Annotated in this window: 17 protein-coding genes; 5 read left to right on the top strand and 12 right to left on the bottom strand. The window is 46.6% G+C overall.

Annotated elements, in window-relative coordinates; translation table 11 throughout:
* Positions 1-163 precede the first annotated feature (163 nt).
* From EFB08_RS21750 to EFB08_RS21740, 3 genes are all read right to left on the bottom strand, one after another.
* Positions 164-2686: a PAS domain-containing sensor histidine kinase gene (locus tag EFB08_RS21750; RefSeq protein WP_123129385.1), complete on the bottom strand. Its 2523-nt coding sequence runs from the start codon at positions 2684-2686 to the stop codon at positions 164-166.
* Between the two features lie 200 nt (positions 2687-2886).
* Entirely contained in the window at positions 2887-3555 is a 669-nt protein-coding gene (locus tag EFB08_RS21745; RefSeq protein WP_123129100.1) for an NAD-dependent epimerase/dehydratase family protein, read from the bottom strand.
* Positions 3556-3682: 127 nt separating this feature from the next.
* Positions 3683-4279, bottom strand: a complete 597-nt coding sequence (locus EFB08_RS21740) for a glutathione peroxidase (protein WP_123129099.1) — start codon at positions 4277-4279, stop codon at positions 3683-3685.
* Between the two features lie 484 nt (positions 4280-4763).
* Between EFB08_RS21740 and EFB08_RS21735 the strand changes: the two genes are divergently transcribed.
* On the top strand, positions 4764-5060 hold the full coding sequence (locus EFB08_RS21735) for a hypothetical protein (protein ID WP_123129098.1): 297 nt from the start codon (positions 4764-4766) through the stop codon (positions 5058-5060).
* Positions 5061-5831: 771 nt separating this feature from the next.
* Here EFB08_RS21735 and EFB08_RS21730 read toward each other — a convergent pair.
* The 5 genes from EFB08_RS21730 to EFB08_RS21710 all read right to left on the bottom strand — a co-directional run bounded on the left by EFB08_RS21730 (position 5832) and on the right by EFB08_RS21710 (position 17317).
* On the bottom strand, positions 5832-10571 hold the full coding sequence (locus EFB08_RS21730; protein ID WP_165864996.1) for an Ig-like domain-containing protein: 4740 nt from the start codon (positions 10569-10571) through the stop codon (positions 5832-5834).
* Between the two features lie 25 nt (positions 10572-10596).
* Positions 10597-11529, bottom strand: a complete 933-nt coding sequence (locus EFB08_RS21725) for a phage tail protein (protein ID WP_123129384.1) — start codon at positions 11527-11529, stop codon at positions 10597-10599.
* 1010 nt (positions 11530-12539) lie between these two features.
* Positions 12540-13496: a cation diffusion facilitator family transporter gene (locus EFB08_RS21720; RefSeq protein ID WP_123129096.1), complete on the bottom strand. Its 957-nt coding sequence runs from the start codon at positions 13494-13496 to the stop codon at positions 12540-12542.
* Positions 13493-13984, bottom strand: a complete 492-nt coding sequence (locus EFB08_RS21715) for a transporter substrate-binding domain-containing protein (RefSeq protein WP_123129095.1) — start codon at positions 13982-13984, stop codon at positions 13493-13495. Before EFB08_RS21715 ends, EFB08_RS21720 begins: the two co-directional genes overlap by 4 nt.
* Before the next feature lie 930 nt (positions 13985-14914).
* Positions 14915-17317 (bottom strand): heavy metal translocating P-type ATPase, encoded by a 2403-nt coding sequence (locus EFB08_RS21710; protein ID WP_123129094.1) that lies wholly within the window; start codon positions 17315-17317, stop codon positions 14915-14917.
* Positions 17318-17661: 344 nt separating this feature from the next.
* Between EFB08_RS21710 and EFB08_RS21705 the strand changes: the two genes are divergently transcribed.
* The 3 genes from EFB08_RS21705 (at position 17662) to EFB08_RS21695 (ending at position 19851) form a co-directional block, all read left to right on the top strand.
* Entirely contained in the window at positions 17662-18153 is a 492-nt protein-coding gene (locus EFB08_RS21705) for a hypothetical protein (protein WP_193553988.1), read from the top strand.
* Positions 18154-18196: 43 nt separating this feature from the next.
* Entirely contained in the window at positions 18197-18583 is a 387-nt protein-coding gene (locus EFB08_RS21700; protein WP_123129093.1) for a cupin domain-containing protein, read from the top strand.
* Positions 18584-18873: 290 nt separating this feature from the next.
* Positions 18874-19851, top strand: coding sequence for a hypothetical protein (locus EFB08_RS21695; RefSeq protein ID WP_123129092.1), 978 nt, complete (start codon positions 18874-18876; stop codon positions 19849-19851).
* Between the two features lie 45 nt (positions 19852-19896).
* On the opposite strand, the gene EFB08_RS21690 is transcribed toward EFB08_RS21695, so the two are convergent.
* The 3 genes from EFB08_RS21690 to EFB08_RS21680 form a co-directional block, all read right to left on the bottom strand.
* Positions 19897-20601, bottom strand: coding sequence for a response regulator transcription factor (locus EFB08_RS21690; protein ID WP_123129091.1), 705 nt, complete (start codon positions 20599-20601; stop codon positions 19897-19899).
* Between the two features lie 4 nt (positions 20602-20605).
* Positions 20606-21712 (bottom strand): DNA alkylation repair protein, encoded by a 1107-nt coding sequence (locus EFB08_RS21685; RefSeq protein ID WP_123129090.1) that lies wholly within the window; start codon positions 21710-21712, stop codon positions 20606-20608.
* Positions 21713-21855: 143 nt separating this feature from the next.
* Complete coding sequence (locus EFB08_RS21680; RefSeq protein WP_123129089.1) at positions 21856-23055, bottom strand: alpha/beta hydrolase family protein; 1200 nt, start codon at positions 23053-23055, stop codon at positions 21856-21858.
* 898 nt (positions 23056-23953) lie between these two features.
* On the opposite strand from EFB08_RS21680, the gene EFB08_RS21675 reads away from it, so the two are divergent.
* Positions 23954-24265, top strand: a complete 312-nt coding sequence (locus tag EFB08_RS21675) for a hypothetical protein (protein ID WP_123129088.1) — start codon at positions 23954-23956, stop codon at positions 24263-24265.
* A 34-nt stretch (positions 24266-24299) separates the two neighbouring features.
* On the opposite strand, the gene EFB08_RS21670 is transcribed toward EFB08_RS21675, so the two are convergent.
* Positions 24300-25580, bottom strand: coding sequence for a sensor histidine kinase (locus tag EFB08_RS21670; RefSeq protein WP_123129087.1), 1281 nt, complete (start codon positions 25578-25580; stop codon positions 24300-24302).
* Positions 25581-25707 lie beyond the last annotated feature (127 nt).

The raw sequence follows: 25707 nt of genomic DNA, 5'->3' as shown, positions 1-25707 counted from the left end.
AAGAAAGGAATTATACCTGTTTTAGGCCAAATTTATCAAAACAAACCCCAAAACAGGATGCGCTTGGCAAACCTTTAAGTACAAAGCGGGAAACCCTGGCTAAAATGCCGCTTCCGCGGGATGGCTCCGGAAAGTACAAAGGAAGGCACCCAACTGAAAACAACTACTTGGGTAAATAGACCCGGAAGGTACTGCCCTCGCCAAGGGTACTGTCTACCTGTATTTTGCCGCCGGCATTGTCCACGATGCGTTTCACCATGTACAAACCGATACCGGCCCCTTCCACGTGGTCATGGAAACGCCGGAACATGGAGAACAGCTGCTCTTTTTGGGTGGCACTCAAGCCCAATCCATTGTCCTGCACCGTGAACACAATAAATTCGGCTTCCTCGCGGCAGCTTACCTGGATCACCGGGGACCGGTCTGGGTGGCTGTACTTGATGGCGTTGGAGAGCAGGTTGTACACCATGCTGCGCAGGTTCTTCTCTGAGAAAGAAACACTGTGGCAGTCGGTCAGGCTGGTTTTCACCTGGGTTCCTGATTTCTGGATGAACTGCTCTAAGTCAAGCAGCACTTCTTTTACCAGTAAATCCATGCTCACCACTTTGGTCTCTACCAGGTGGTCTTTCTGCAGTTTGGTGATCTCGGTGAGGTTGTTGATGGTTTTCTTGAAGCGATCTATGGCGCCTTTCATCATGGTCAGGATCATCTCCACTTCCTGCTGCTTCAGGCTTTCTTGGGGCAACTCCAAAAACAGTTCCTCCATGAGCATCTCAATGTTTGAAATGGGGGCCCGCAGGTCATGGGAGGCGGTGTAGATGAAGTTATCAAGGTCTGTGTTGGTGTGGGTGAGCTTCTGGTTGGCGGCCTGCAGATCTTCGTTGGCAGTGGCCAATTCCTCGGCCATGTCTTTGGCTTCCTTCTCGCTTTTCTCCAGGGCCAGTCGGGCTTCTACGGGTTCGGTGACATCGGTGACCAGGGTGTAAAATCCCACCACTTGGCCCTCCTTGATGTCAGGCACGTAGCTTGTCCGGATGTGTTTGGAGAAGCCGTCTTTGTAGGCCATAGTCGCCTCGAAGTCTACCCGCTCGCCCGCCTTGGCCTGGTCAATATAGCCTTTCACGTTTTGGTAGGCTTTTTCCCCAATCACGTCTAAAACCCTTCGGCCAATGAAACTTTCGGCCTGGTGGGGAAACCAGTTTTCGTACGCCTTGTTGGTAAATCGGTAGACCTCGTCTTTGTCTAGATACCCGATGAGGACAGGCAGGGAATCTGTGATGAGTTTTAGCTGACGGGCACTGGCCTCCACCGCCCTACGCGACAGCACCTGGTCGGTGACCTCAAAGGCCAGCACCAGAATACCATCAATGAAGCCGTTCTCGTCAAAACGGGCCTGCTGGATGTATTTGAAATACCGATCTTCCATTACGCCATCCTGAGGACGGAGGAGGGGAATGTGCATTTCCTGTTCTTCGTGGGTTTTGCCGGTCTCGTACACTTCCCGGAAGGTCTTGTACACCTCGTTCTCCTCAATCTCGGGCAAGGCTTCCAGGATGGGTTTGCCCAGGAGTTGCCTCCCCGGGAACAGTTGCTGATAGATGGGGTTCACCAGTTCAAACACCAGGTTGGGCCCGTCCAGGATACAGATGGCGGCGGGAGCATCGGTGAACAGGCGCTCCAGGCGTTGTTTCTGCTTTTCGGCCAGACTTTGAGAGGATTGCCAGGCCTTGGTCCGGCGTTCCACCCGTTCCTCTAGTTCGCGGTTCAGCATCTGCAACACCGCTGAGCTTTTCTCTGCCTCGGCGCGGGCCTGCACAAACCCGGTCACATCCAGGGCGAAGATCAGGATGCCGTTGACATGGCCCTTTTCGTCATACAAAGCCTGGTAAATGAAGTTCCAGTAGATGTCTTCGGGAGTCTGGCCTTCATATCGGGCCACGGGAATGAGCACCTCTTTTCCCTCAAAGGTTTCGCCGGTCTGGTACACTTTCCGGATGATCTCGTCTACGGGTTTGTCTTTCAGTTCAGGCAGGGCCTCAAACAAGGGAAGCCCTATCAATTGCCGCCCGGGGAAAAGCTGCTGATAGGCTTTATTCAGTTCCTTAAACACCAGTTCTGGCCCTTCCAGCATGGCCATTGCCGCCGGAGCCTGCTCAAACAGGCGCTCCAGCCGCAGGCGCTGTTGCTCCATCTGGGTTAAGGCCACTTTTTCCCTGTTTTTGCTTTCCTCCAGTTGGCGTCGGCTTTTCTCGGCCTCTGTGACATTCACCGTTTCGTGGATGATGCACCTGATGCTGCCCTGCTCCAGAACCGGCGTATTGGTGGTGCTCCAGTAGCGTTCCAGAAAATGCCCGGGGTTTGATACATCCGGAATGTCGTACCGAGAAATATCCATTTGGTGGGGCTTGCCGGTAGAAAGCACCTTTTCCATGGAAGCCTTGAGGTTTCTGGAGGAGGAGAGTTCGGTTACTTCGGGGTTATCTGGGAAAACCTCAAACACGTTCTTGCCGATGATCTCCTCGCGGCGGGTGAGCGTCTCCTGGAGATAATGGTCTGTGGCCGCCTGAATCCGGAGGTCAGGGGAAAGAATCAACATCAACCCGGGCTGAGCTTCAAAAATCTTGCGGAACAGCAGAGTATCTTCTTTTTGGTTGCCCTCAGAGATAGTAGAAGCTTGATTATTCATGGGGAGGACCGAGGAAAAGGCATGCAAAATGACCAATATACGCTTTCTGGCTCTTTAAAGATTAGCGTATTTGGCCTGTATTCCTAAAAATTGCTTAAAAGGACCTCTAAGTAGAAACCACATCTCAGGAAAAGTATATTTCCCCCTACTCCTGGTTCCCGGATCAAAGGATTTTAACTTTTCTGTACCCGTTGGCCTTGCTATCCTTTCGCCAATAGTTTGATGTCTGGTACCTCCAGGACTTGCTTTGCATAACCGTGGCGGGTAACGATGATCATCGCTTTGCCCAAGTCCTGTAAGGTGCTGATGTATCTGGGAGCCAGGGTTCTGATCACCGGTGCCAGCCACCCTATGTAGTTGTAGTACTTATTCACGTTCTTCATGCCCGGGGATGGCTCAAGAAACCCAGGCCGAAAGTTATAGGCTTTTTGGAACGGTAACCTTGTCAGGGCGTTCTCGGTCTGGCCTTTCACCCGGGCCCACATGCTGCTTCCTTTTTCGGTGCTATCAGTCCCTGTGCCTGAGACGTAACAGAACACCATTTGTGGGTTAAGTCTGGACAAGGTCTGGGCTACGTGCAGGGTCAGGTCATAGGTGATGCGGCGGTAGTCTGCCTCCTTCACGCCTACCGACGAGATGCCCAAACAAAAATAGCAGGCATCAAACCCCTGCAACTGGCTTTCAATGGGAGCAAGGTTATGGAAGTCTTGGTGCAGGACCTCGCGCAGTTTAGGGTGCGCCACCCCACCCGGCTTCCGGTTGATGACCAGAACCTGCGCCACGTGTGGGTTCTGCAGACATTCCAGCAGAACACCCTCCCCTACCATACCGGTGGCCCCCGTGATAATGACTTTCAGATTTTGTTTCATAGGTACAGGGCTAACTAAGCAAAGATTCACCAAGGTAATCTAAAAGCAGACGTAACCCCTGGCTGAAAACCCGCTTAACGTTTTATCCCCCCTTTCAGAAAAGAAGGCCTAAAACCCTCTGACGTAACTAGCGGGAAGATTGCCGAAGCGCGGTTTGAATTTCCTCGCCTACCGGTGACACCGCCGGCCCGAAGTAGTGGGTAAGCACCCCGTTCTCATCCAGCAGGTACTTACTGAAGTTCCAGTCGGGTTGGTGTTGGTTCCAGCCGTTTTTAGAGGGATCGGTGAGCCAGTTGTAGACGGGGTTCTGCCCCTGGGTTTTCACCACCACGCTCTTTTTCGCCAAGGGGAACGTAACTCCGTAATTTATCTGGCAGAACTGTGAGATTTGTTGGTCATCGTCTTTCTCCTGCTCCTTAAAATCATTGGCCGGAAACCCGATCACTTCCAACTGGCCCTTCATCTGCTCCTGCAGCTGCTGTAGTTCTTCGTACTGGCCGGTGTAACCGCAATTAGAGGCAGTGTTCACCAGCAGCACCTTCTTGCCTTTGAGTTGACTGAAATCAAGGGGTTTCCCGTTGTTGAGCACGGTGCTAAGGCTATGGAAAGGCTGAGTTGGGGCAGCTTTTTTCTCGTTCTTTATAATCCGTCCTTTGCTGGTTGATTTGCTGAGGCGCATAATCAAGGGATACAGCAACTTCATGATTCGTTTTCTTAAATCCATGCGGTAAAGATAGGGTTAAGTCTGGCACTGATTCCCTACAGGACTCTTTCCTCTAGGGAACCGACTCAGGATATGTGCAACAACCTCTATACGTACAATTTGTTTTCCCATCGTTTTCTTGAAACCCCCTGTAAAACGGGAAGCCGGTTAACACCCCTTCAAAAGGTTTCCTGTTTCAACCTCAACTTGGAAAAAACGACTAGAAAATAGAATCCCCACAGTCAATGATAGAGAAGCCGATGAAGATTCAAAAAACTCGTTCGGTGGCATTATTGCCGGGCTTTCTCCCCCGGAGTCAGTTCTTTCTTTGCCTTCTTTCGCGGGCGTAAACCTAAGCATTAAGGATGTTTGAATATTGCCTGTTTTGAAGCTGAAATCCGGAAAACAGCCCTAAAACCCAGGCCTATTCCGAGCCAAAAAGCAACCATCCTTTGCTCTATTCGTTTTAAAGGCAGCAATAAATTAGAATATAACTTTTAAGGATATGAAAAAGACAATCTTTGTAGCGGCCCTTTTCGTGGCTGCCGGACTGCAGATAAACACCGCCGAGGCTTCTAACACGCCGGTACAGGATTCCACCCACGTGAAGCAAACAAACAAGGAGCGGGCGAAAACCGGTACTAAACAGTTAGGCCAGGGCGCGAAGTCTGTAGGTAAAGGAACCAAGAACCTGGCGGTAAGCGGAGCCAAGGCAACTGCTAAAGGAGCCAAAAAAGCGGGCAAAGCCGTGAAAAACACCACCAAGAAAGGTGTTCAAAAGGTAGATGAGAAAATTGACTAGCTTCTTCCTTTCAAAACATCAAAAAAGCCTTCCTGCTCCCCAGGAAGGCTTTTCTAATGGCCAATTAACTCAGGAAATCATTGGGCGTTTTGAAAATGGTTGGACTAGTATTATTATTAAGGCCATGTATTCGAATGTGGCAAAACTGTAGGCCATCTTATTATATTGGTTTGCTAAGTGGCGTTAGACCTTGAGCTTGTTGAAGAACCTCTCCATCTTGTTTGAGTCCTTGTAGAAGTTCACACCCTCCGTGGGCGCACAGCCGGCTCTTCTTGGGGGATGAGCACCTAGGATCTGCCTCCCGGATGAGGCGAATGGCATCAGCGTCGTAGTAGCAGTAAGCTAACATAGCCCTGGCGGTAGCCTTCCTCCAACCTCTGCGACTGGGAAAGCCGCTCCCACCCCCCTTCAGACCTTAATGGAAGAAGGGCACTATGGCCGATTTCCAGGGCGTACTGCTTCTGTCTCCCCCCTCCTCAGCAACAGCGGAGGCGAGCACCCCTCATTGGTGAACTTTAGTCTCGTAGCAAAGAATAAGCTTTTTAGCCCGTCAACAACTGTCGCCAGTAATGATTCATTCTCTGTCAACGCGCCGTAGTTGAAGGTGTAATATCGTCTTTTTAACACGAAATAGCACTTCGCATCAAACTACAGACTATATAGCTAACTTATAAAGTGTATTTTAGATACTATTTCATTTTAATTAAAAGCTTTAAATTAAAATTCTATATTATATTAGGTTTGGATTCAACCCAATGTACACTTATGATTTTATTCTTTGACAACTCGTCTAATAATAATTCCATCATCTAATATGAGCTGCAGCAAATAAATACCATTAGCTTTATTATCTAAATCTAACACTTGGTTAAACTCTCCAGTTATTTGATCAAAATGCTTCTCCATCAAAACCTGACCCTTTGCATCCACTAATCTTAATTTTAAGCTTATTTTTCTGGGTACTGGTAATTTTAACTGGAACTTATTAGAAGTTGGGTTAGGATAAAGCAATAAACTAGAAGCTAGCTTGCTTTCAACTATGCCAGTACAGGTAGTAACATTTATATTTTGAGATGTTGTAGCAGTACAACCATTCTCTGTATAAGAATAGGTGATAGCATGAGTACCTACACCAGCTACGACAGCATCAAAAATATTATTACTTACACCTGGACCTAAATAAGTACCTCCTGCAGGCTGGCCCCCAGTTAAAGTAAAGGCGGTATTTGTACTACAAACATTAGTTGTAAAAGGAGCTAGAGCTACAATGGGTTGGCTAGTAACCGTTACAATTATTTTAGCCCTTTCACTTTCACAATCATTAATCGTCTGTGTAACATAAAATTCTGTTTTGCCTACCATGGATGTATTTGGTGTAGGTATTATTGTTGAACCTGTTCCTCCAGTTGCAACTGCATACCATTTTAGATTTTCTCCTGTAGCTGTTAAAGGATTTGCTATAGTTCCTTGACAATAGTTAAGGTCATTAACTGATGGCATTGAAGGCAAAGGTTTTATAGTGGCAGTAATCGGTGTTCTTTGGCTCTCAACCGTTCCACTCACCACAGATACATAATAGGTAGTAGTTATATCTAAATTTGGAGTAATAAACTTTGAATTTGTAGCTAAAGTAATGGGAGTGCCTCCAATCTGAGTGGTGTACCAACGGTAGTTACCATCAACTGCTCCCTCTGCTTCTAAAGTTACGGAACCTGGACCACATCTACTGGCTCCCGTAGTTGTTACAATATTTTGTCCCTGTACAACATACACTGTATCTCTATAATCGGAAGCATCAGGAGCAATGACTGAGATATAACCTATTCTTTTGTCGGCAGTATTAACTTCAAAAGCAATTGGAACTTTTATAGAAGCTGATTGAGGCAAATCGACACCTCTATTGTTCTGGGAGAAAGTAATCCAATTACTACTATTGTCTGCAACCCATTCCATTGGCATATTGCCTATATTTTTAATTTCTAAAAAACTATCTTGAGTAGTATTAGAAACAAAAATGGTATCAGGAAGTTCTATAATAGGCTCTATCAGTCTATAGTTAGCTTTAACTACATAATCACCGTTCAGAGGAAGCGAAAGAGTTGTACTTGCAGGAGCATTTTGCATAGGTTTCCCAGATCTATCCGTCCAGTTTACAAATTCCCATTTACCGTATTGCAAAGGCGCGGTTATATTTAAATTTTGACCAGTACGATTAAAACTTCTAAAAATATGGCCCCTTCCGTCTTTACGAAAATTTTTATCTTCTCTATCCAAAGTAAAGTAAGGTGCCATCCAATCTTCAGAAGCAATAATTTCTATATTCGAAATAGAAGCAGGTTTTCGCATATAGTCATAATCAAGCTTAAATGTCAAGCTATCAATTTCTAGTTTAGCATCTCCTGCTTGTAAGTCCTGTTTTCGAATAGTAATATCCGCCCAAGCTGCTGGCTTTGAAAATATTGTTGAATTATCTCTTAAGTCCTGTAAAAGAAATTTTATTAAGGAATCAAAATCATCACTTGGTCTTGAGTTCTCAATTCTTTTTGAATTCATAAAGTAGACTGCTGACCATTCAATAAAACCTTTACTTCTTTCTGCATCTATATTATAATTGTTAAAAAAATAAATTTGACCATTTTTTTTAAGCTTTGAATAATGAGGATACTCTAATACAATTTCAATTTGGGGGTTAGAATTTGTATTTCCCCCAATGGCTTTGGCATTCACATATTCAATACTTAAATTATTTATTCTAATATCTTCCCTATCTTCAAAAAAAACCCCTCTTTCTACCATATTCATTTGCAAAGTTCCACCATTGTTTAAAATTTTTAACTCCTCTTTTGTTAAATTAAAAAAATTAGAAGTGGAACGGGCTGTTGCAGAACTATTATATTCATTAACAATTAAAGATGTTATTTTTCTAATTTCAGCCAAGTAAAAGCTCTTTATTTTATCAAATTGATCAGGAGAAAGAGTATGATCACTTCCGGTTACAGCTATTTCAACTATTGATTTATATAAATTTTCTAAATTTAAGTTCCCTTTATATTGCTGCAAAGTTCTATATTCATATGCCTTTGCCATAAAATAATGGTACTTCTTTAACCTAAATAATGCTTGTTGTTGTAAATCATCTAAGTATAACAATGTACGCTGATCCAAAGCCTGACTTCCTTGAGACACATCCTTATTTAGTAAATCAATAGCTAGAACACCACTAGACATTTCATTGCCTAATCTTTGAATGTTTTCATCACTTGACCTAAGTTCTTCAATTATATTTTGTTGCTTTTTATGCAAATCTTCAATCTTCTCGGTTATCTGAGCAATCCTTGGTTCTGATGCTCTTAACTGACCCAGAACTGCTTTAACTTCATTATCAGTTATACTTTGCTGCTTATTTGTAATATCTTTTAGTATGCCAAAAGTTTCTTTAAAAGGTTTGGATAACGTTTCCAAATTTTTAAACTTCTTGCCTGCATCTTCAAAACTTTTAATATCAGTTAATGGAAAAGCCTCTTTGTAAGCTTTGTTCCAAGCAGCGGCATTTTGGCTAGCTTTAGAATCTTTTTTTAACGTATTACTTATATCCTCACCTGCTTGAATTGCAATTTTTGCCGAACCTGATAAATCATTTGTATCAAATTGTGAAATCGCAGTTAAGCCTATCCCAACTGCACTAACTGCTGGAACAGGGACCAAAGTGGCTATCCTACCTACAGTTCCAACAATATCTCTCCATAAATTACTTCTACGCTTTTCTTCAACTGAGTTTTTTGCCCTATTAATTAATTCTGTTTCTAATTCAACTAAATCATTTTGAAGACTATCTAAATCTTTAGAATTATTACTTGCTTCGGCTTCTAACTTAGGGATATTTAGAACATACTTTTCAAAAGAAATTTTATCATCTTCTAATTGAGATATTTTTTCACTACGAGAGGCTTTCAAGGCACTTATTTTATCTTGGATGTTTTTAGAAGACTCTGTTATCCAATAATTTAAATATAAAATATTTAAAGCATGATCAATTTCTGTTTGGAATGCAGCCGCATTTACTTCAAAGGATAACATTGGAACCCATCCAGGAGGATTTCCAAAATAATCTAGATTATTCTCAATTTGTGAGATTATTTTATTTGCTTCCGATTGCAACTGTTCCAAATCTAACTTTTGGGAATCTTGCAATAAAATAAACTCATTAGAACTTATGTAATTATCAATTTCATTATAATAAATACTTAACCTTTCTTTTGCATATTGTGAAAACCCAAGAAAAAATGCATCATCAGTATATTTCTTAACTAATCTTATATAATTAGGGTGTAACCAAGAATACTCTTTTCCTAATTTATTGAAAGTCCCTTTACCTCCCTTATACTTATCAGGAATGTGAGCAGCTGTTTCAAATGCACCACCTAGCCCACCAGATCTATCAGAAAACTCAATTACATTTAATGTAGAATATAAATCTCCACCATCACCAGCATCTCCCGCTTTAGCTGTAACGCCCTTTTGTCCATCCCCTCCAATTTGTATAAATCTAACTTTTGGAGATGATTTAAATTCTTTTATATGTAAAGTAATATCACCAGCTTTAACTCCATCAATCCCTATGTCTGTTCCAGTCTGTGGACCAAGTGGCCTTTCTGGAGTTGTATTTATATATGCATCATTTTCAAATATTAATTCTCTAGCAAAGATTGTAACATTAGTTTGTGGTAACTTTAAATAGCTTTTCATTACTACACGTTCCGCATAAATCTTAAATTCTTTTATATCTTTATTGTCATTAAAATTATACAAGCTATTTTGATGTCCTTCTTCTATCACTATCTCCATACCAGTGATTTCCACTGACCTGGTTGTTCTTTGTTCATGATTAAAGTATTCTGTGCCACTTGTAATTGGATGATCCGAAATAACTCTGTATTCTTTTGAAGTTGGATCGGGGAAATTCTGACTATTCACTACTCCGAAGACAGTGTTTTCTAAAGGCAAAAATGGTTGAACCTGAAAATCAACTACCTGAGAATCAATTTGTTTATTTAAAGTCGCCTTAAAAGTGACTTTGAAAGAGCTAGTATCTGTTGTTGCAGGGGTAAATGTAAAGTAACCTATAGCGGGATCAAAGGTTAATGAACCTTTAGGAAGCTTATCTGCTGTAATACTTAGGTTAGCTTTGGGACCTAAAGTTTTTGAATATAAATAGAACCTAATACTTAATGTTTGCCATACTGTTTGGGGAGAAATTTTTCCTATCTCATATTTAAATAAAGAAGGGTCTACTTGGTTCTCTGAATATGGCTGCTGAAATCCATGTGCCACCAGATGATTGTTAGTTCTACTAGATCCTGAACTTATCTGTCCTAAATTAAAACTAATCCATACATCATTTATCTGATGTTGATTGGCTAAAGGTGTTAAGGTATTAGGATAAATTGCTTGGGATTTAGCATATTGACAATACAAGAAAGTCAATATAATTAGTAGCATAAACTTTTTCATCCTTATACTATTAAATATGAAAAAATTAAATTTTAATAATATAAAATACATACGCATTTATAGGACGTGTTTCGCTGCCACCCTCCGCTGCAATAATGGCCCCAGATGGAGGCGTGTTTTTTTGACCTATACCATTTCCTCCAACAACAACATTTCCACCCCAAGTATCAATTGTTGAGGCACCTTGCCAAGAATGGCTATGATCCCCACCTCCATGATTATGATTTTTAAAGACATCTGTTTGAATACTTCCTACATTTGAGCCAATATTACCACCTTCGTTACTAGCTGTCCTTGCTTCTTTATCTATATCTCTATTAGAATTGCCATCTACACCACGAAGAAATCTCCCTCTTAAATCAGGCAAATGAAAGGTCGTAGCATTGTCGCCCCTTCCCCACCCAGTCCCAATGATATTATATAAACCTGCATAGGTGGATCTACTAACCTGAGAACCATCACATAAAAGCCATCCAGTTGGAATTTTATTGATATCACCTGCAAATGCTAGGATTGTACCAATAGGCATCTGAGGACTATCAGAAACAATTTTCGCCGCAACTCTAGCATACGGAACACTCAGTAGCTGCTGAGCACCACCTAATGGCACATATTGGCTACCTTCTTGCAGTTCTATCTTTAACCAAAAGTTAGCAGAACCAAAATCAATTTCAGCAAAGGTTGGTGATGTACCTCCCGTTTTGGTACCTGCCCCAATTACCACCGTACAAATACCTAAACTATCTGTTTTGGTATTATGAGTTTCAATCCAAGCAGGGTTAGAATCAAATTGCCCTGCTTGTAAAGTAAAACGCAAATTTACGATTGAACCTTTTTTAAGAGAACCTGCAGCATCACGAACTACAGCTTGGTAATTGAAACCAGCAGGAACAACTTGAGCAATACTATGTGATATAGTAATTACAAAGACGAATAAAATGAGATAAAATGTTTTCATGTTTATTTACCTTTTGTTAATCAGTATTGTACCTATATAAGCATAATCAACTAATTAATACCCCTATTAATATTATATCTTATTTATAAAATATAATAATTATCACAAAATGTGAATTGGTATAAAAAGTGACAAATTAAAAGCTTAGCCCCTTTATCGTTATAAAATTATTTTAACACTTCTAATTACGATTCACCCTCTTTCAGCTTGATTGGCTGTATTGACTAAAGAATGTTATACATTAACATTACTTTTTGCAACTTTTATAATATAGTTTACACCAAAAATTAGCTATTCCTTTCGCTTTTTCCTTTAGGAACACTTAAGAGGTGATTCTTACTAGCTATGTAGAAATGTAGCAACTATGATAAATCAAAACAATACTCATTTTTTAGTAATTTTCTATAAATCAATCACTTACATAAAAAAACCTGTTGATACTTGATTTTAAGGCATGTTGAAAAATAAAGGATTAGTATCATTAATGAAGCAAAGCGGCAAATCAGCTGGCTTTCTTATCCACCGGTTCCCCACGTGGCGGTAGGCCTTGAGCTTATAAAAAAATCCCTCCACCTTATGAAGATCCTCATCGATCGAACTCCTACAGCCAATCCTTTTAGGAGGGGAGACCAAGATGGTCACGGTTTGGTAGTCATTCACCAGCTCCTGCGTTTGGGAGATGTCGGCCCACTGTCCCCCCTAAGGGCGATCTGCAAGCGGCTGTAGAACCAATAATCCACCGCCAGGTGGATTATTGGTTCTACAGCCGCTTACTGACCTGCCGAGGCAATCTTGCCCGGAGCACTTTTTTGGCTCGCCGACTGCTGGTAATCCCTGGGAAGTGCGCCTCCCTGTTCTCGCCTTTTCGGCAACGGTGGGGTGAGTAGCCCTATTGGTAGTCCTTAGTCTTTTAGCGACTAATAAGCTTTCTAGTCTGTCAACAACTTTCGCCAGCAAGGATTCGCTTTCCGTTACTACGCCTTAGACCTATTCTCGACGGGCCTCTTCTCCTAGGCGTTGCTTCTTGGCAGCTCCCGCACGGGCATGATCACAAACTCCTGAACGCGCCAATTTAGGTCGGATATTTCTTCGGACAGCTTTTCCAGCCGTTGGGTTAAATTCACCTCGTCCTGGATCACTACAAAAGCTTCCCCCTGGTAAATATGGCCTTCCTCCCGCAGCCGAAACATATGTTCTTTGATCCAGGGCTGATGCGTTAACTTATGCTCAATCTCTAAAAGCAGCGGATCTGTTTTTTGATCGTCTACGTTCTTGGGCACCTGGTTCATGAGCGCGAAAACCGCTTGTTTCAGGTTGGTGTACCCATCCTTGATGATGTCCAGGGATATGATGAGTGCCGCCACCGAATCGGCCCACCACCACCCCATCCCAATCCCGATGATGCCCGGGATAGCGGCGGCCCCGGTCATCCAGTCGGCTTTGTTCATGTCGGCATCGGTGTAGAGGTTCTTCTCGTGGAGTTTCTTGGCCAAGGGCAACTTAAGGCGTCCCAGCACCATGGCGGGAACGGTGCTATACACCATGGCCGCCATCATGAGGTACCCTAACCATATCTCGTGCCCGAAAATAACCTTGATGCCAATGGTAGGATGCTCCTGCTTGATCAACGTAGCGCTGGAATCATAAATCAGGAAAGCCCCTACAGAGAACAAGGCCAGGGCACTGCACAAATAGGCAATACTCACCACCCGATGATAGCCATAAGGAAAATCCTTGTTCGGTTTTTTGTGGAATATGCGGGAAGCGATCAGAAACGAAACCGATGGGGTTAAACTGAGCAGATCCTCGAAATACGCGGTTTTCATGGCCTGGGAATTGCCCATGGTCAGGTACACCACCAGGGCGGTAGAGATCAGGTAGGCAACCGTGATCCACTCCAGTTTCTTGGCCTTTTTGAAAACCGGCTGCAGTTCCTCTGGATACTCAAATCTGCTGATGGTTTTCATGGCTGCAAACTATTTTGGAGGTAGGCTTGCTGCTGGTGCAGGAATTTTTCCAACTTCACGGTGAAGGCATTCTCCCCTTTGATAACACAGAGTACGTGTTTCTTTTTGGCTACCTCGGCAAAGGGCCGGGTAAAGGAGATTTTCTGTTTCCAGGGAGTATCATCGGTGACGCCCGCCATGACCAGGTGCAGCTCGTTTTTCTCCAGGCGCTCCATCAGGTTCTGCTCGGTGTCGTTCTGCCATTCAATGGTCGCGTTGAGGCTTTTTGCGAACGCTTTCACCAAATCGGCCTCAATCCCGGTAGGTCCCTGCGGGCCTTTCACCACCCAGGGCGGGTTTTCAGAATAACCTACTTTGAGGGTTCCGTTGGTGACTTGTTCCAGGGTTTTCTCCGGGTCTTTGGGGAAGTCTTGGCAACCGAAGGTTAGGGAAAAAAGAAAGAATAGGGCAAAAAGGAAAGGCCATCCAGTATTCCTTTTTTGGATCATTTTAGAAGAAGCAGGCGTTTTTCCCAATTCTACAGGAGTTTAGGTTGTTTGAATTTAAGCATTTTGTTTAAACTGCTGGTAGTACGAGGCGTTTGGGGTTTGGTTGATTTGGGTTTCTTTTTGATGAGTTTAGGAGGGTTTCCTTGAGGTGAATTGGCTTTGTTTTTCGCCCTCCGTTCAGTCCCAGTTGTTGGTGTGTCCCCGTTGTTGGTGTTCTAACCAACGACTTAAATAGCGCCTCCCACATGCCAATTCCCCTTATCGATACCTCCAAATCTAAGGTTCCTAAGCGCACGTCCCCCTTTGAGGGGGTAGGGGGATGATCACTTCTGCTGGTCTTCTTTATTGTTTTTACTTCCTACTGTCGTCCTACCAAGCCTCGGGGCTGAAGCCGCGGTCTGCTGGGGTTTGTCACTTTTCTCCTTGATGAGAAAAGTAACCAAAAGAATCAAGAAGAAAAGAAACTCGCTGACGCTCAGACAGTCTTTTCTTCACCCCTTCGTACCACCACGCTGCCGTCCTCTGTTTCATAGTAGACGTAGGCTACTGCCAATAGAACCGTACATGCGTGCGCCCAATCGGAACTGGGCTACGCATGCGGCCCAGTTCCGATTGGGCGCATGATCCAGAGTACTGTTTGAGCCTTTAAAATGCCTTCTTTTCTTCCCAATGGTTAAAGTTTCTAATTTGGAACTACCATGACCTGAAGTTTACAACTTCAGTGAAACGCGAGCTTCAATAGGACGAGTGCTTTAAAGCCATTTTCCTGAAATCAGCCATAAAACCAATTCCAAATGGAAGAACCTCTACCCTTTCTAAGTTGAACTCAAAAATTACTCAAGGCTTGGCTATATACACTCATAAACCAGAAAGCCATAACCTTCCCTTATTAGGGAAAGCTACGGCTTTAAGGGTGCTTGAACCAGATTCTTAGCGGAGGCCGGCGCGTTTGGCGGCTAGTTTTACAGAAAGCACAGCAAAGGAGATCACGCTGAGGGTGCTCACGGGCATCAGGATGGCGGAGACGATGGGGGTGAATTCGCCCATGACGGCCATGGTCAACCCGATGATGTTATAGATGAAGGATACTCCGAAGGCGGCTAAAATCAGCCGCAAGCTGGTTTGGGAGAACCGGATGTACCGGGCCAGTTGGTTTAATTGCTTCGCGTCCAGAATACCGTCACAGGACGGGGAGAAACCGGTTACGTTATCGGTGAGGGCCAGGCCAACGTCGCTTTGGCGCAGGGCTCCGGCATCGTTCAGGCCATCGCCTACCATGATGGGTGATTGGCCTTTTTCCTTGAGCGAAGTGATGTACTCCAGCTTCTGCATTGGCGATTGGTTAAACCGCAGTTCGGCTTGGGGCCCAAAAAGTTCGCGTAGGCGTGGGGCCTCGCTGTCGTTGTCGCCGGAGAGCACGGCCAGCTTTTTGGTTTTAGCCAACTCCTGCACCAAGGCCTCCAGCCCTTTCCTGTACACGTTCTGGAACACGTAATACCCGCGCACCTGTCCGTCAAGGGAAATGAACACACGCGTTTGCTTTGTGGATTGCCCTTCTTCCGGCTTCGCAGAAACCCAAGCGGCAGAACCCACTTTCACCAGCGTATCGCCTACTACCCCTTCCAGACCGGCCCCGGTTTTCTCAAGGAAATTGAGAACGGGCTGTGGTTTTCCTTGTAGGTGGCCGTACAACCGTTGGCTTAAAGGGTGTGTGGAATGTTTCAGGACGGAGCGCACTAGTTGCTCTTCACTAGGAGACAAGGCATGGCCCACGAAGGAGATTTCAGCCGAGCTGGGCTCAGTTAAGGTCCCCGTTTTGTCAAATACCACGGTGTCTGCTTTGGCTAAAGCCTCTACCACGCCGCTGTTCTTGAGGTAAAACTTCTGCTTCCCGAAAATCCGGAGGGTGGCGCCTAGCGTGAAGGGCGTAGCCAAAGACAAGGCACACGGACAGGCAATCACCAGCACCGAGGTGAAGGCTTTCAGGGCCATGTCTGTGTCGCGCGGAATCCAGTACCAAATGGCGCAGGCGGCAATCAGCAGAGTCACAATCAGGAACGGTTTGCCTACGGCGTTGGCATAATTCTCTATGGTCTGCTTTTCGTCTTTCTTGAAATTGACGTGGTTCCAGAGTTGGGTCAGGTAGCCCTGCGATACCTCTTTCACCACCTCCAGCTCAATGCCTTCGCCCAACTGCCTTCCGCCCGCGTAGATGACCTCACCCGCCACCCGCGCCACCGGCACCGATTCGCCCGTCACGAAGCTATAGTCAATGTTGGCAGTACCGCGCAGCAGAATAGAATCGGCGGGGATGAGTTCCTGGTTGCGCACCAGAATGCGTTGGCCCTTCTGCAGCTCTTTCACCGAAGTAGGGGTTTCTTGCCCGTTTTTCAGAACCGACACCGAAATGGGGAAATACGAGGTGTATTCCCGGTCGAAGGCTAGGGAGTCATAGGTGCGACGCTGCACGTACTTGCCAATCAGCATGAAGAACACCAAACCGGTAAACGAATCCAGGAAGCCCGGACCTCGGCCAGTAGCAATATCATAGATGCTCACGCTGAACAAAGACAGCAACCCGATGGCAATGGGCAAATCCAGATTGATCATGCGCTGTTGTAAGCCCTGCCAGGCACTGGTGAAAAAGCCTCGGGCACTGTACAGAAACACCGGCAACGCCAAAAGCACATTCAGCCAGCCAAAAAACCGCCCGAACTGGTGCTGCAATCCCCCGAAATATTCCGGGAAACTCAGCAGCATCACATTGCTGAAACAGAAGGCTGCCAAGCCCAACTTATAGTAAATGGATCGGTCTTTCTTGGGGGCCGGTGCCTCCATGTCGGCAAGGGTGATCTGGGGCTCGTACCCGATGTGGGCCATCAATTCCACCACCTGGGCCAGCGTGGTTACCTCGTGCTCAAAGGTCACGGCGGCTTCTTTGCGCAGGAAATTCACGTGGACATCGGTGACACCGGCGTTAAGTCGGTTCAGGTTTTCCAGGAGCCAAATACAGGAACTGCAGTGCATCTGCGGAATATGGAACGTGATTTTGCTGACCTTGTCGTTCTGAAAATCCAAGAGCTGCTGCTGCACCTTGGCATCGTTCAGGTACACGAATCGCGCCGAGGCGACGGGATCTTTCACCGAGATGCCGGGGCGGTTATCTAAGGTGTAATAGGTGCAGAGATCGTTCTCGGCCAGCAGCTCATAGACTACCTTGCAGCCTTCGCAGCAGAACTCCTTATCGTCAAAGGAAATGGGCGTGCCAGCGCATTCATCGCCGCAGTGGTAACAGGTATGGACGTCGGTCTCTAGATGTGCGGTCTGGAGCATAGCCTTTTCATTTAAGTCTACCACAAAAGTACCGCCCCCGCTCCCCGAAGAACATGACAAAAATCACCCATTCTGTTGACCCTTCTCATGCGGGGTGCGCCCGCGTTTACCGAATTTTGTGGTACAAGCAACCTAGAAGCGGGCGCTAGTCCTGAGTTCTGAGTCTGGAGTTCAGAGTTTGAAGAACGATAGATTCAGGTACAATAGAAGGCCCTTTTGGGGTTCTTTTTCAGAAAACAGCCCCAAAAGAGAAGTAGATACCTCCCATTGAAACGTAGATATAACTGTAGAACAAACTCAGGACTCAGAACTCAAGACTCAGAACTCAGAACTAAATGAAAACCATGCGTTCCCATACCCTTACTTTCGTAACATTAGCTGCTCTTTTCCTATGGGCGGGCTTGATAATCGGGATTTCCTTTATTGAGGCACCCGTGAAGTTCACCGCACCCGGCATTACCCTGGCCCTGGGGCTGGGCATCGGCCGATTGGTGTTTGGGGTGATGAACAAGGTGGAGATTGCCTTTTGCGCGATAGCCATTTTGGGGTTGCTTTTCAACCATGCTACTAAGAAAGAATGGACCTTACTGGGGATCATCACAGTGGTATTGCTAGTACAAACTTTCTGGTTGCTTCCTGCTTTAGACGTGCGGGCACTTTCCATCATCAAGGGGCAGAACCCACCGGCTAGTTCCTTGCACTTTGTCTACGTGGCGTTGGAGTTCCTGAAATTCGGGTTGTTGCTAACTACCGCGGCCTTCGTGCACAAAGCGACCGTAGTGGTCAAACACGCCGAACGCCTGCGCATCCACCGCATCCAGGAATTAGTGTCCTGAGAAGTTTTTACCACCAGTTTTTCTTTCCCTTAAAAACCGAATCATGACACTGTCCGCCACTTCTATAAGCCCTTTATCTCCTGACCCAAGCCAAATTTCTCAAACTGAAGGACTTTCTGATTATATCTTCCCGCTGGAAGATCTGGCAAGTCAAATCAGCTACACAACAGACCGGTTTCAGAGCAAGATTCTGTTAGACCATGCCGGTCAGAAAACCATACTGTTTGCGTTTGCCCAGGGCCAGGAACTCAAAACCCACACCACCCCGACAGATGCCTTGCTGCTGGTTTTGGAAGGTGAATGTGCTTTCCTGTTCCCTCAGGACGAAAAGGAACAAACCCTGAAGGCAGGCCAGATCATCCGGATTCCGGCGCAGGTGCAGCACGCCCTGAAGGCCATTTCTGATTTCAAGATGGTGCTGATTAAATAGGATAGACATCCGTTGTTACTGAACTAGGAGTTTGATTTGAGGCTGTTTCAAGGAAAATAGCCCTAAATCAAACCTCTTTCCTTTTCCAGGAAGTTTTGTTCTTACTGGTTGTGGCGAAGGCTTTACCAGCTAACAAGATTACGGCTTTTACGAGGAGTTGGAAGGGAGTAAACTTGCGGCATCTAGAATAAATACCTAATTATCAACCGCTAACCAACCCATCTTTTCTAAGCGCGTTAGCCAAAGGGACCTTTGTGACGCTAACAGGCTTTAAGCCAAGATAGAACAAGATGAAAAAAGCACTTAAATACACGCTACTGTTCTTGCTTCTCATAGTAGTAGTGGCGGGCGTGGTGGTGGCTACCACGCCAACCCGTAAGCTGATTTCCCTGGTGGCTCCGGAGATTGACAACATCCGGATAACCGATACGCGCATTGGGGAAGAGACTGCTACCATGAACGTGCTCATGGACGTGAAACCCTCCTTCCTTTCTACCTTCGTGGACAGCATCGATTACAAATTCAAGCTCTTCAATAAAACCGTGGCGCAGGGCCAGAAGAGCTTTGAACGCGACGCAAACCAGGGAAAGCAGGTGATCAAGTTTCCCATGTCCATGAACCACAACAAAACCCGCGAACTGGTACGACGACAGGTGAAGGAAGGGGAAAAAGTGCAGGTCTTCCTCAAGGCGTTCAGTGATATTCCGTTGCTGGGCAGAAAGAAATTCGATATTCAGGAAAACGTAGACATCATCATTCCGGCGGTACCGGGGGCCAAGGTCACCAACCTCAAAATCACGGATTTGGGACTGGATGAGATGGAGATGGTTATGACCATGGAACTGGACAACCCCAACGAGTTTGACTTCTACATCCGGGACATGAAAATGACCCTCAACTTCCCCGATAAGATGAGTTCGGTGGGTGGCACGGTCAAAGATTACCTGGTGAAAGCCCGCAGTGTCACGCCTATTGATATCAAAGCGGTCTCAGATGTGAAGAAACCTTTGAAGACCACCTTCAAAACCCTCACCGGCGACCACGTCTGGAACTACAGCATGAAATCTTACATGGTGCTGGAACCCAAAAGCGACGTGGTGGGCACCATCCACATGGATGCCGTGAAAACCGGCGAGATCAACGTAGTGCGGCAGCTCAAAAAGATTAAAGAAACCAAAAAGGCCGAGAAGAAAGTTGAGAAAGTTGAGAAAGCGGAAAAGAAGGCTGAGAAAAAGCGAGAGAAAGAAGAAAAGAAAGAAACCCGCTGAGGTTGGTTTTGGGCTTGTTTTCAGGAAAACGGGGCTAAAATAGATTTACTCCGCTACTTCCAGTTTGTACCCCCGGCCGTGCACGGTGGTGATCTTCACCGATGAATCTGGTTGCAGGTATTTGCGGAGGCGGGAGATGAACACATCCAGGCTTCGGCCCACAAAGTAGCCATCGTCTTGCCAGAGGCGCTGTAAAATCTCTTCGCGCCGAAGCAACTGGTGCGGGTGCTGAACAAATAGCCGAAGCAATTCGGCCTCGCGGTCGGTGAGGGTGTGGGTTTGTCCGGCTACGTGCAGCAGCAGGTTCTTGAACTCCAGGGTTGACGTTCCAAAGGAAAGAACATCAGCGTTTTGGGGGGCTTTTTCAGAAACGGGCTCCAAAGGCCGGGTGGTGCGGCGAAGGATGGCTTTCACGCGGTACACCAACTCCTCCAGCCCGAAAGGTTTCACCAGGTAGTCGTCACAGCCCAGCTCGAACCCCTGCAACCGATCAGCCTTCAAGGCTTTGGCCGTCAAAAACATGAACGGGACAGGCAGGTTTTGTTTCCGGATCTCCTGGGCCAGCGAGAAACCATCCAACTTGGGCAGCATCACATCCAGCACGCACAGATCAAAAGAGGTATGTTCCAGGGCTGCCAACCCTGCCTCTCCATCGGGGCAGAGGGTGACTTGGTAGCCCGCGCTTTCCAGGCTGTCTTGCAACAGGAACCCCAAGCTTGGGTCATCTTCTACAATGAGAATGTGCGCCATACCGCTAAGGTACCACAATAAAGTCTGCGATGTTTTTTTCCTGTCCGTTCACGATGAGCGAGACGCGGTGGGCTCCCGGGTAAAATTTGCGGGTGGTGATGGGCTTGAAACTCTGCCGCCGGGCAACCGTGATTTCCTCCTGAGGAGGGTATACCCGTTCACTTATCTTGAACACCTTACGGGCGAGCGATTGGTTGGCTTTCTGGTAGTACACGCCATACTCTAGCCGAACTTTCTGCGGTTCTGAAGCGATGTTTTTCAAGACAAACGAAAAGTGCAGGTCTTTTCCCATCGGCACCTGAGGTGTCAGAACCTTGAAATTGGTTAAAGCCAGCGGGGCGTCCCCCTCAAACCCGAAATACCGCAGCACCTCGGTATGGCCTTGCTTGAGCAAGGTGCGGCAGCCGTGTTTCACCACCCAATCGGTCTCGGGGCAGCAGCCTTTCCATTTCGCCAGCAGTTCCAGTACCAGGTTGGGGTGGTCTTTGGAGATGTCGTTAAGGTTATTGGCCACACTGCGGCGCACAAATTCAGAAGGATCGGCCTTGAGGTTCTCCAAGATAGGCAATAACGGCGAGGGGTCACGTTTCAGGAACGGCAAAGCCATGGCCCAAGGCAACCGGAGTCGGGATCCCTCACTTGCAAACCGCCGAACCGATGGGTGCTCATGCGTAGACCAGGCCAACATCTGCGCCATCATTTGGACAGGATACCTCAAAAGGAAAGGCCGTACGGCAAACTCACAGCTGATGAACTGGGTAATCTTTTCCATGGCCTCCACCGAGGTTTCCAGATCATCTAGCCCGTATTGCTCCACATAATCAGGGAAGAAAAGAAACTCAATGTGCTGCACCGGAAACCGGTCGTCCTGTAGTTGCCTAATGGTTTGCAGAATCAACTGAACGGCGGCCGGAAAATGGTTTGGCAGGAAATGGTGCAGCACCTGGGTTGTATGCCGCATGCGCTCCTTCAGTTCCTTTTTTCCCAATTCATCGGTAAAAATTAGGTCAAGGAACTCCCCTTTCTCAAAGGTGGGCAGCACCCGGCTCAGGACATCTGTGAAACGGTCAAAAAATTGAGTAGAATAGACGTCTTTCAGTAGGGTGCTCATGCAAAAAGTGCTTGGTGCGTTTAAAGCCCAATTTCTGGAAAAGCCATCAAAAACCCTCCATTCTTCTTGGGTGGTCCTAAAAAGAAAGAGCGCCCAAGAAGTTTGTCTCAGGGCGCTCTTCGATAGGTGTTTCTCCTTCGGGCTTAGTTATTCAAGGATTCAAACCAAGGCAGAACCTCCAGCATCATGGGTTCAATGGAGGTGCGGTGCATGCCACCTTCAATGGGGAAGAATTCTACGTTGGTGGCACCGACTGCCCTGAACTGGTTGTAGGTGGTCACCGAGGTCTGGAAGAAAACGGCTTCGTCTTCGGTGCCGTGGTACAACCGGGTGGGACTGGTGGGTTTCCAGTCCAGGAGGCTGTTGTTGGTGAGCGCCTGCTTAAGGGTAGTCTCCCCCGTGGGATTGCTCAGGTTCGCGTAAAACGTAGGAGTGAACAGGTCTGTCACCGTTGTAGTCAGTTGGGCATTGATTTCCTCCCGGTCTTTGGTGCCATCCAACAAGCCCGGCATCCGGTCGGCGTACGGTTGCTGAAAGAAATCGGTGTAGGGGCGGTTCCAGCCATAGGTAACGTTGTAGCTATTCAGGATCAGGGGTAGGAAAGACGGCTCTGCGTACGTAGTGGTGGAGGCAATACCAGTGAGCATGCCCGTTAAGTCATAGCCCCCGGCCCCGGCGGCCACGGCGGTGAGGTCCAGATCATGGCTAGGGTCCGATTCTATCTCCTTCTGAGCCGCCAACGTGACGTATCCGCCTTCTGAATAGCCCAGCAGAAACAGATTGTCGTTGGTGTCTATGGCTTCCTGATTCAGGTAGAACTTGGCAGCTTTCAGCATATCCACTACGGCCGCCGCCGAATGCTCTTCGTCATAGTACGGGTGCACGATGTCCTTTGAAACGCCGTACCCAATGAAGTCAGGAATCACGGTGATGTACCCCACCGAGGCGATTAACTCAAACCCGGTAAAACTGTTGGGGAAATTGGAGGGTGCATCGTCATCGTCGAACATGGTTCCGTGCTGCGCGCTCACCAAGGCCGGAGCCGACGGGGTGTTCGCCGGAATACACAGCAACCCCGAGGCCTGTATCTGGCTCCCTTTGTAGGTGGTGTTGTACACGAACCTGAACACCTCTATGTCATAGTCAATGACGGGAACGAACTCAGTAAACCCGGCCGCAACCGCCAAGGTTTGCAAGGCTGTCCTGGGCACTTGGGCGATGGAGGTGGCCGAAACGAAGTACTGGTTCTCGTCGGGCTGCGGATCATCGTCTGAGGAATCACAACTACTGAATATAAATAGGGCTACTGCCACCCACTCCCACTTTAGTAAGTTCTTTTTCATGGTTGTTCCTTTTTTTGATAAAACGGGCTGAATCCTGTTTTAGGATACACCTATGAAAATCAAGGTATTAAATAAATAACTTTATTAAAACACAATATTTTCTTTAATGTTTAATAAAGACAAAAGGGGGAGTTGATGGTTTCTTCTGCTGATTTTGTTTCATGGCTTGATAATTACCATGGTTCAAGTCTACGACTTGGACCTACCAAGACCTGAAGTTTGCAACTTCAGTGAGGCGACAGCCTCAAAACAACTCTTATAGGGCGAGGTGCTGCCCCGCCTCCGTTGTTGGTGTTCTCACCAACGACCATGACTGCCTCTCAGGTTTGCTATAAGCCTTTACCTTCCAATCTCGTCCTACCAAGCCTCAGAGCTGAAGTCGCGGTCTGCCCGCGTTTGTCACTTTTCTCCTTGATGAGAAAAGTAACCAAAAGAATCAAGAAGAAAAGAAACTCGCTGACGCTCAGACAGTCTTTTCTTCACCCGTTTGTAACACCTGGTGACTGCCTTATGTTGCATCGCCCACGTAGGCCATTGCTTTTGGAAACGTTACTACTTACCACTTCCAAAGGGCTGGGTACGCAAGCCCCCAGCCCCTTAGAAGTGGTATGAAATAGGTTGGTAATTGAGCAATTACAAAGCCTTCCTTAGCTGCGCAGAGTTTTAAATAAAATTTAAACAACTAGAAAGGGTTTCCGGGCAGTTTTCGTGAAAACAAGCTGAATACGGATTTTATACCTAAACATATTTCTTTTCTGAGAATAGTTGGTGTAAGGTTGCAAAATCATGGCTGATGGGCCTAGATAACAATTAGTTAACATAAGCCAGCTAATGGTAACAATTCCTTCATATCTCTTTGAAAGAGAAAAAGTAAATTAGTTATCCAAATGGAAGGCTTATGAAAGTGGTGCAGCTACATACTTTATTGACAGACCTGGAGCCTCTTATGACGGAGGTGCAGGTCTTGGCGGGCGGATATTTTACGGAGGAACAGACCATCTTCTGTGAGCGGATGGAGCGGTTGGGCGTGCCCTCGGTGCAACAGGCGGTGGAGTTTTATTCCACAGAGAAAGACCACGTGATTGCAATACATTACGCGCGTCGCCTGGACCTGCAGAAGTCTATCTGCGCCATTGACTATTTCCCCGAACACAGCCCCAAAGAGGTGATTAAAGTCTCTGATAAAATTCTGGGTGCGCTGAAGAAATAAGGGCTTTCCTGAAAACGGCCCCGAAACTTACTGCCTAGTTCACCGGTAACAACAGCCGGAAACAGGTTCCCTGCTGCTCCATGCTCTCTACCGTCACCTGTCCGTGGTGGGCATCCATGATCGCTTTTACGTAACTCAGGCCCAGCCCGAAGCCTTTCACGTTGTGCACATTTCCCTGAGGCACACGGTAAAACTTATCGAACAGAAATTTCTGGAACTCCTGCTTTATCCCGATGCCCCGGTCCCGGATGCTGATCAGGACGCCTTGCTCGGTGTCTTGGGTAGTAACCTCAATCTCGGGGGCTTGGGTGGAGTATTTCTCGGCGTTATCCAGCAAACTGTAAAGAGCATTAGCAACATGCAGGCCATCGGCGTGGATCAGGGGCTGGGTAGCTTGCAGGTTTAAGCGTAAATGGCCGGCGCGTTGCTGTAGACGGGGCGTAAGGGTTTGGCCGGTCTCCTGCAGAAGCGCGTGCAAATCAACCGTTTCTTTCTTCAGGGCCAGTTCCTGCCGCTCCAGAGTAGCCATTTGCAGCACTCGTTCTACCTGCGCCCGCAGTCGCTCATTCTCTGAGTGGATGAGGTCGTGGTAGCGGGTAAGCCGGTCTGGGGAAAGGGTTTCTGAGCGTTTGCGCAGCACCTCGCTGGCTAACCCGATGTTAGTGATCGGCGTCTGAAGTTCGTGGGTGAGGTTGTTGATGAAATCGGTTTTAAGTTCAGAGAGGCGTTTTTCGCGCAGAATCTGGCTCAGGGTATAGGCGAAGAACAGCACTACCACCAGCAGCGTGCCTGTAGAGTACCACCAGAATTCCATCTCCTTCAAAATAAACGAGGTTTTGCCGGGGAATACTACCGCCAGGTTATACAAGGGCACCGATCCTGCTTTTTCATGCCGAATCGCTGGGGTCTCGCCAGCAATTGCTTTCTGCTGCGGGGCAGCGATGTACTGCCCGAACATAAGCGTATCATCCAGGCTGTTGTACAACCCAAACTCGTACTTTTCCTGCAAATTTCGTTGGGCTAATTCCTGCGCTAGAAGTTGGGCGGTCTCAGTTGGGTCTACGTTGGCCTGCAACTCGGCTACGAAAAAATTGGAGGCCACTTGTTGCACCGGCTTAGCGGAGGTTTTTAAATCTCTCCCGCTTTTGGCCAGCAGTTGGTCAGACACGTTGGTGAGCGCCACCTGGACCGTGTGGTTGAACGCCCTTTCCTGAGCATTGTACGCCTTGTTCAGCCACACCAACTGCACACTCAGCAGCGCCACCAATGACACACACGCCAGCACCAGAATAATTTGAATCTTTTGACGGCTCATGGCTCTAAAGTACAGAATTTCTGCGTCAGGTTCTGATCATTAACATCTCATTAACATTCCTATTTTAATACTAGTCTGTTAATCAGTATTTTAATTGACTTAAACCGTTTTTCAGTAAAACAATGGT

Source organism: Rufibacter latericius (assembly GCF_003721515.1).
In the GTDB taxonomy this organism is placed as follows: Bacteria; Bacteroidota; Bacteroidia; order Cytophagales; family Hymenobacteraceae; genus Nibribacter; species Nibribacter latericius.
The sequence above is the reverse complement of the archived record's forward strand: the minus strand, read 5'-3'. Positions and strand labels throughout refer to the sequence as shown.

Excerpts from the sequence above, each read along its gene's own strand:
- EFB08_RS21750 (WP_123129385.1), bottom strand. The coding sequence starts at position 2,686 with ATGAATAATCAAGCTTCTACTATCTCTGAGGGCAACCAAAAAGAAGAT.
- EFB08_RS21745 (WP_123129100.1), bottom strand. The coding sequence starts at position 3,555 with ATGAAACAAAATCTGAAAGTCATTATCACGGGGGCCACCGGTATGGTA.
- EFB08_RS21740 (WP_123129099.1), bottom strand. The coding sequence starts at position 4,279 with ATGGATTTAAGAAAACGAATCATGAAGTTGCTGTATCCCTTGATTATG.
- EFB08_RS21735 (WP_123129098.1), top strand. The coding sequence starts at position 4,764 with ATGAAAAAGACAATCTTTGTAGCGGCCCTTTTCGTGGCTGCCGGACTG.
- EFB08_RS21730 (WP_165864996.1), bottom strand. The coding sequence starts at position 10,571 with ATGAAAAAGTTTATGCTACTAATTATATTGACTTTCTTGTATTGTCAA.
- EFB08_RS21725 (WP_123129384.1), bottom strand. The coding sequence starts at position 11,529 with ATGAAAACATTTTATCTCATTTTATTCGTCTTTGTAATTACTATATCA.
- EFB08_RS21720 (WP_123129096.1), bottom strand. The coding sequence starts at position 13,496 with ATGAAAACCATCAGCAGATTTGAGTATCCAGAGGAACTGCAGCCGGTT.
- EFB08_RS21715 (WP_123129095.1), bottom strand. The coding sequence starts at position 13,984 with ATGATCCAAAAAAGGAATACTGGATGGCCTTTCCTTTTTGCCCTATTC.
- EFB08_RS21710 (WP_123129094.1), bottom strand. The coding sequence starts at position 17,317 with ATGCTCCAGACCGCACATCTAGAGACCGACGTCCATACCTGTTACCAC.
- EFB08_RS21705 (WP_193553988.1), top strand. The coding sequence starts at position 17,662 with ATGCGTTCCCATACCCTTACTTTCGTAACATTAGCTGCTCTTTTCCTA.
- EFB08_RS21700 (WP_123129093.1), top strand. The coding sequence starts at position 18,197 with ATGACACTGTCCGCCACTTCTATAAGCCCTTTATCTCCTGACCCAAGC.
- EFB08_RS21695 (WP_123129092.1), top strand. The coding sequence starts at position 18,874 with ATGAAAAAAGCACTTAAATACACGCTACTGTTCTTGCTTCTCATAGTA.
- EFB08_RS21690 (WP_123129091.1), bottom strand. The coding sequence starts at position 20,601 with ATGGCGCACATTCTCATTGTAGAAGATGACCCAAGCTTGGGGTTCCTG.
- EFB08_RS21685 (WP_123129090.1), bottom strand. The coding sequence starts at position 21,712 with ATGAGCACCCTACTGAAAGACGTCTATTCTACTCAATTTTTTGACCGT.
- EFB08_RS21680 (WP_123129089.1), bottom strand. The coding sequence starts at position 23,055 with ATGAAAAAGAACTTACTAAAGTGGGAGTGGGTGGCAGTAGCCCTATTT.
- EFB08_RS21675 (WP_123129088.1), top strand. The coding sequence starts at position 23,954 with ATGAAAGTGGTGCAGCTACATACTTTATTGACAGACCTGGAGCCTCTT.
- EFB08_RS21670 (WP_123129087.1), bottom strand. The coding sequence starts at position 25,580 with ATGAGCCGTCAAAAGATTCAAATTATTCTGGTGCTGGCGTGTGTGTCA.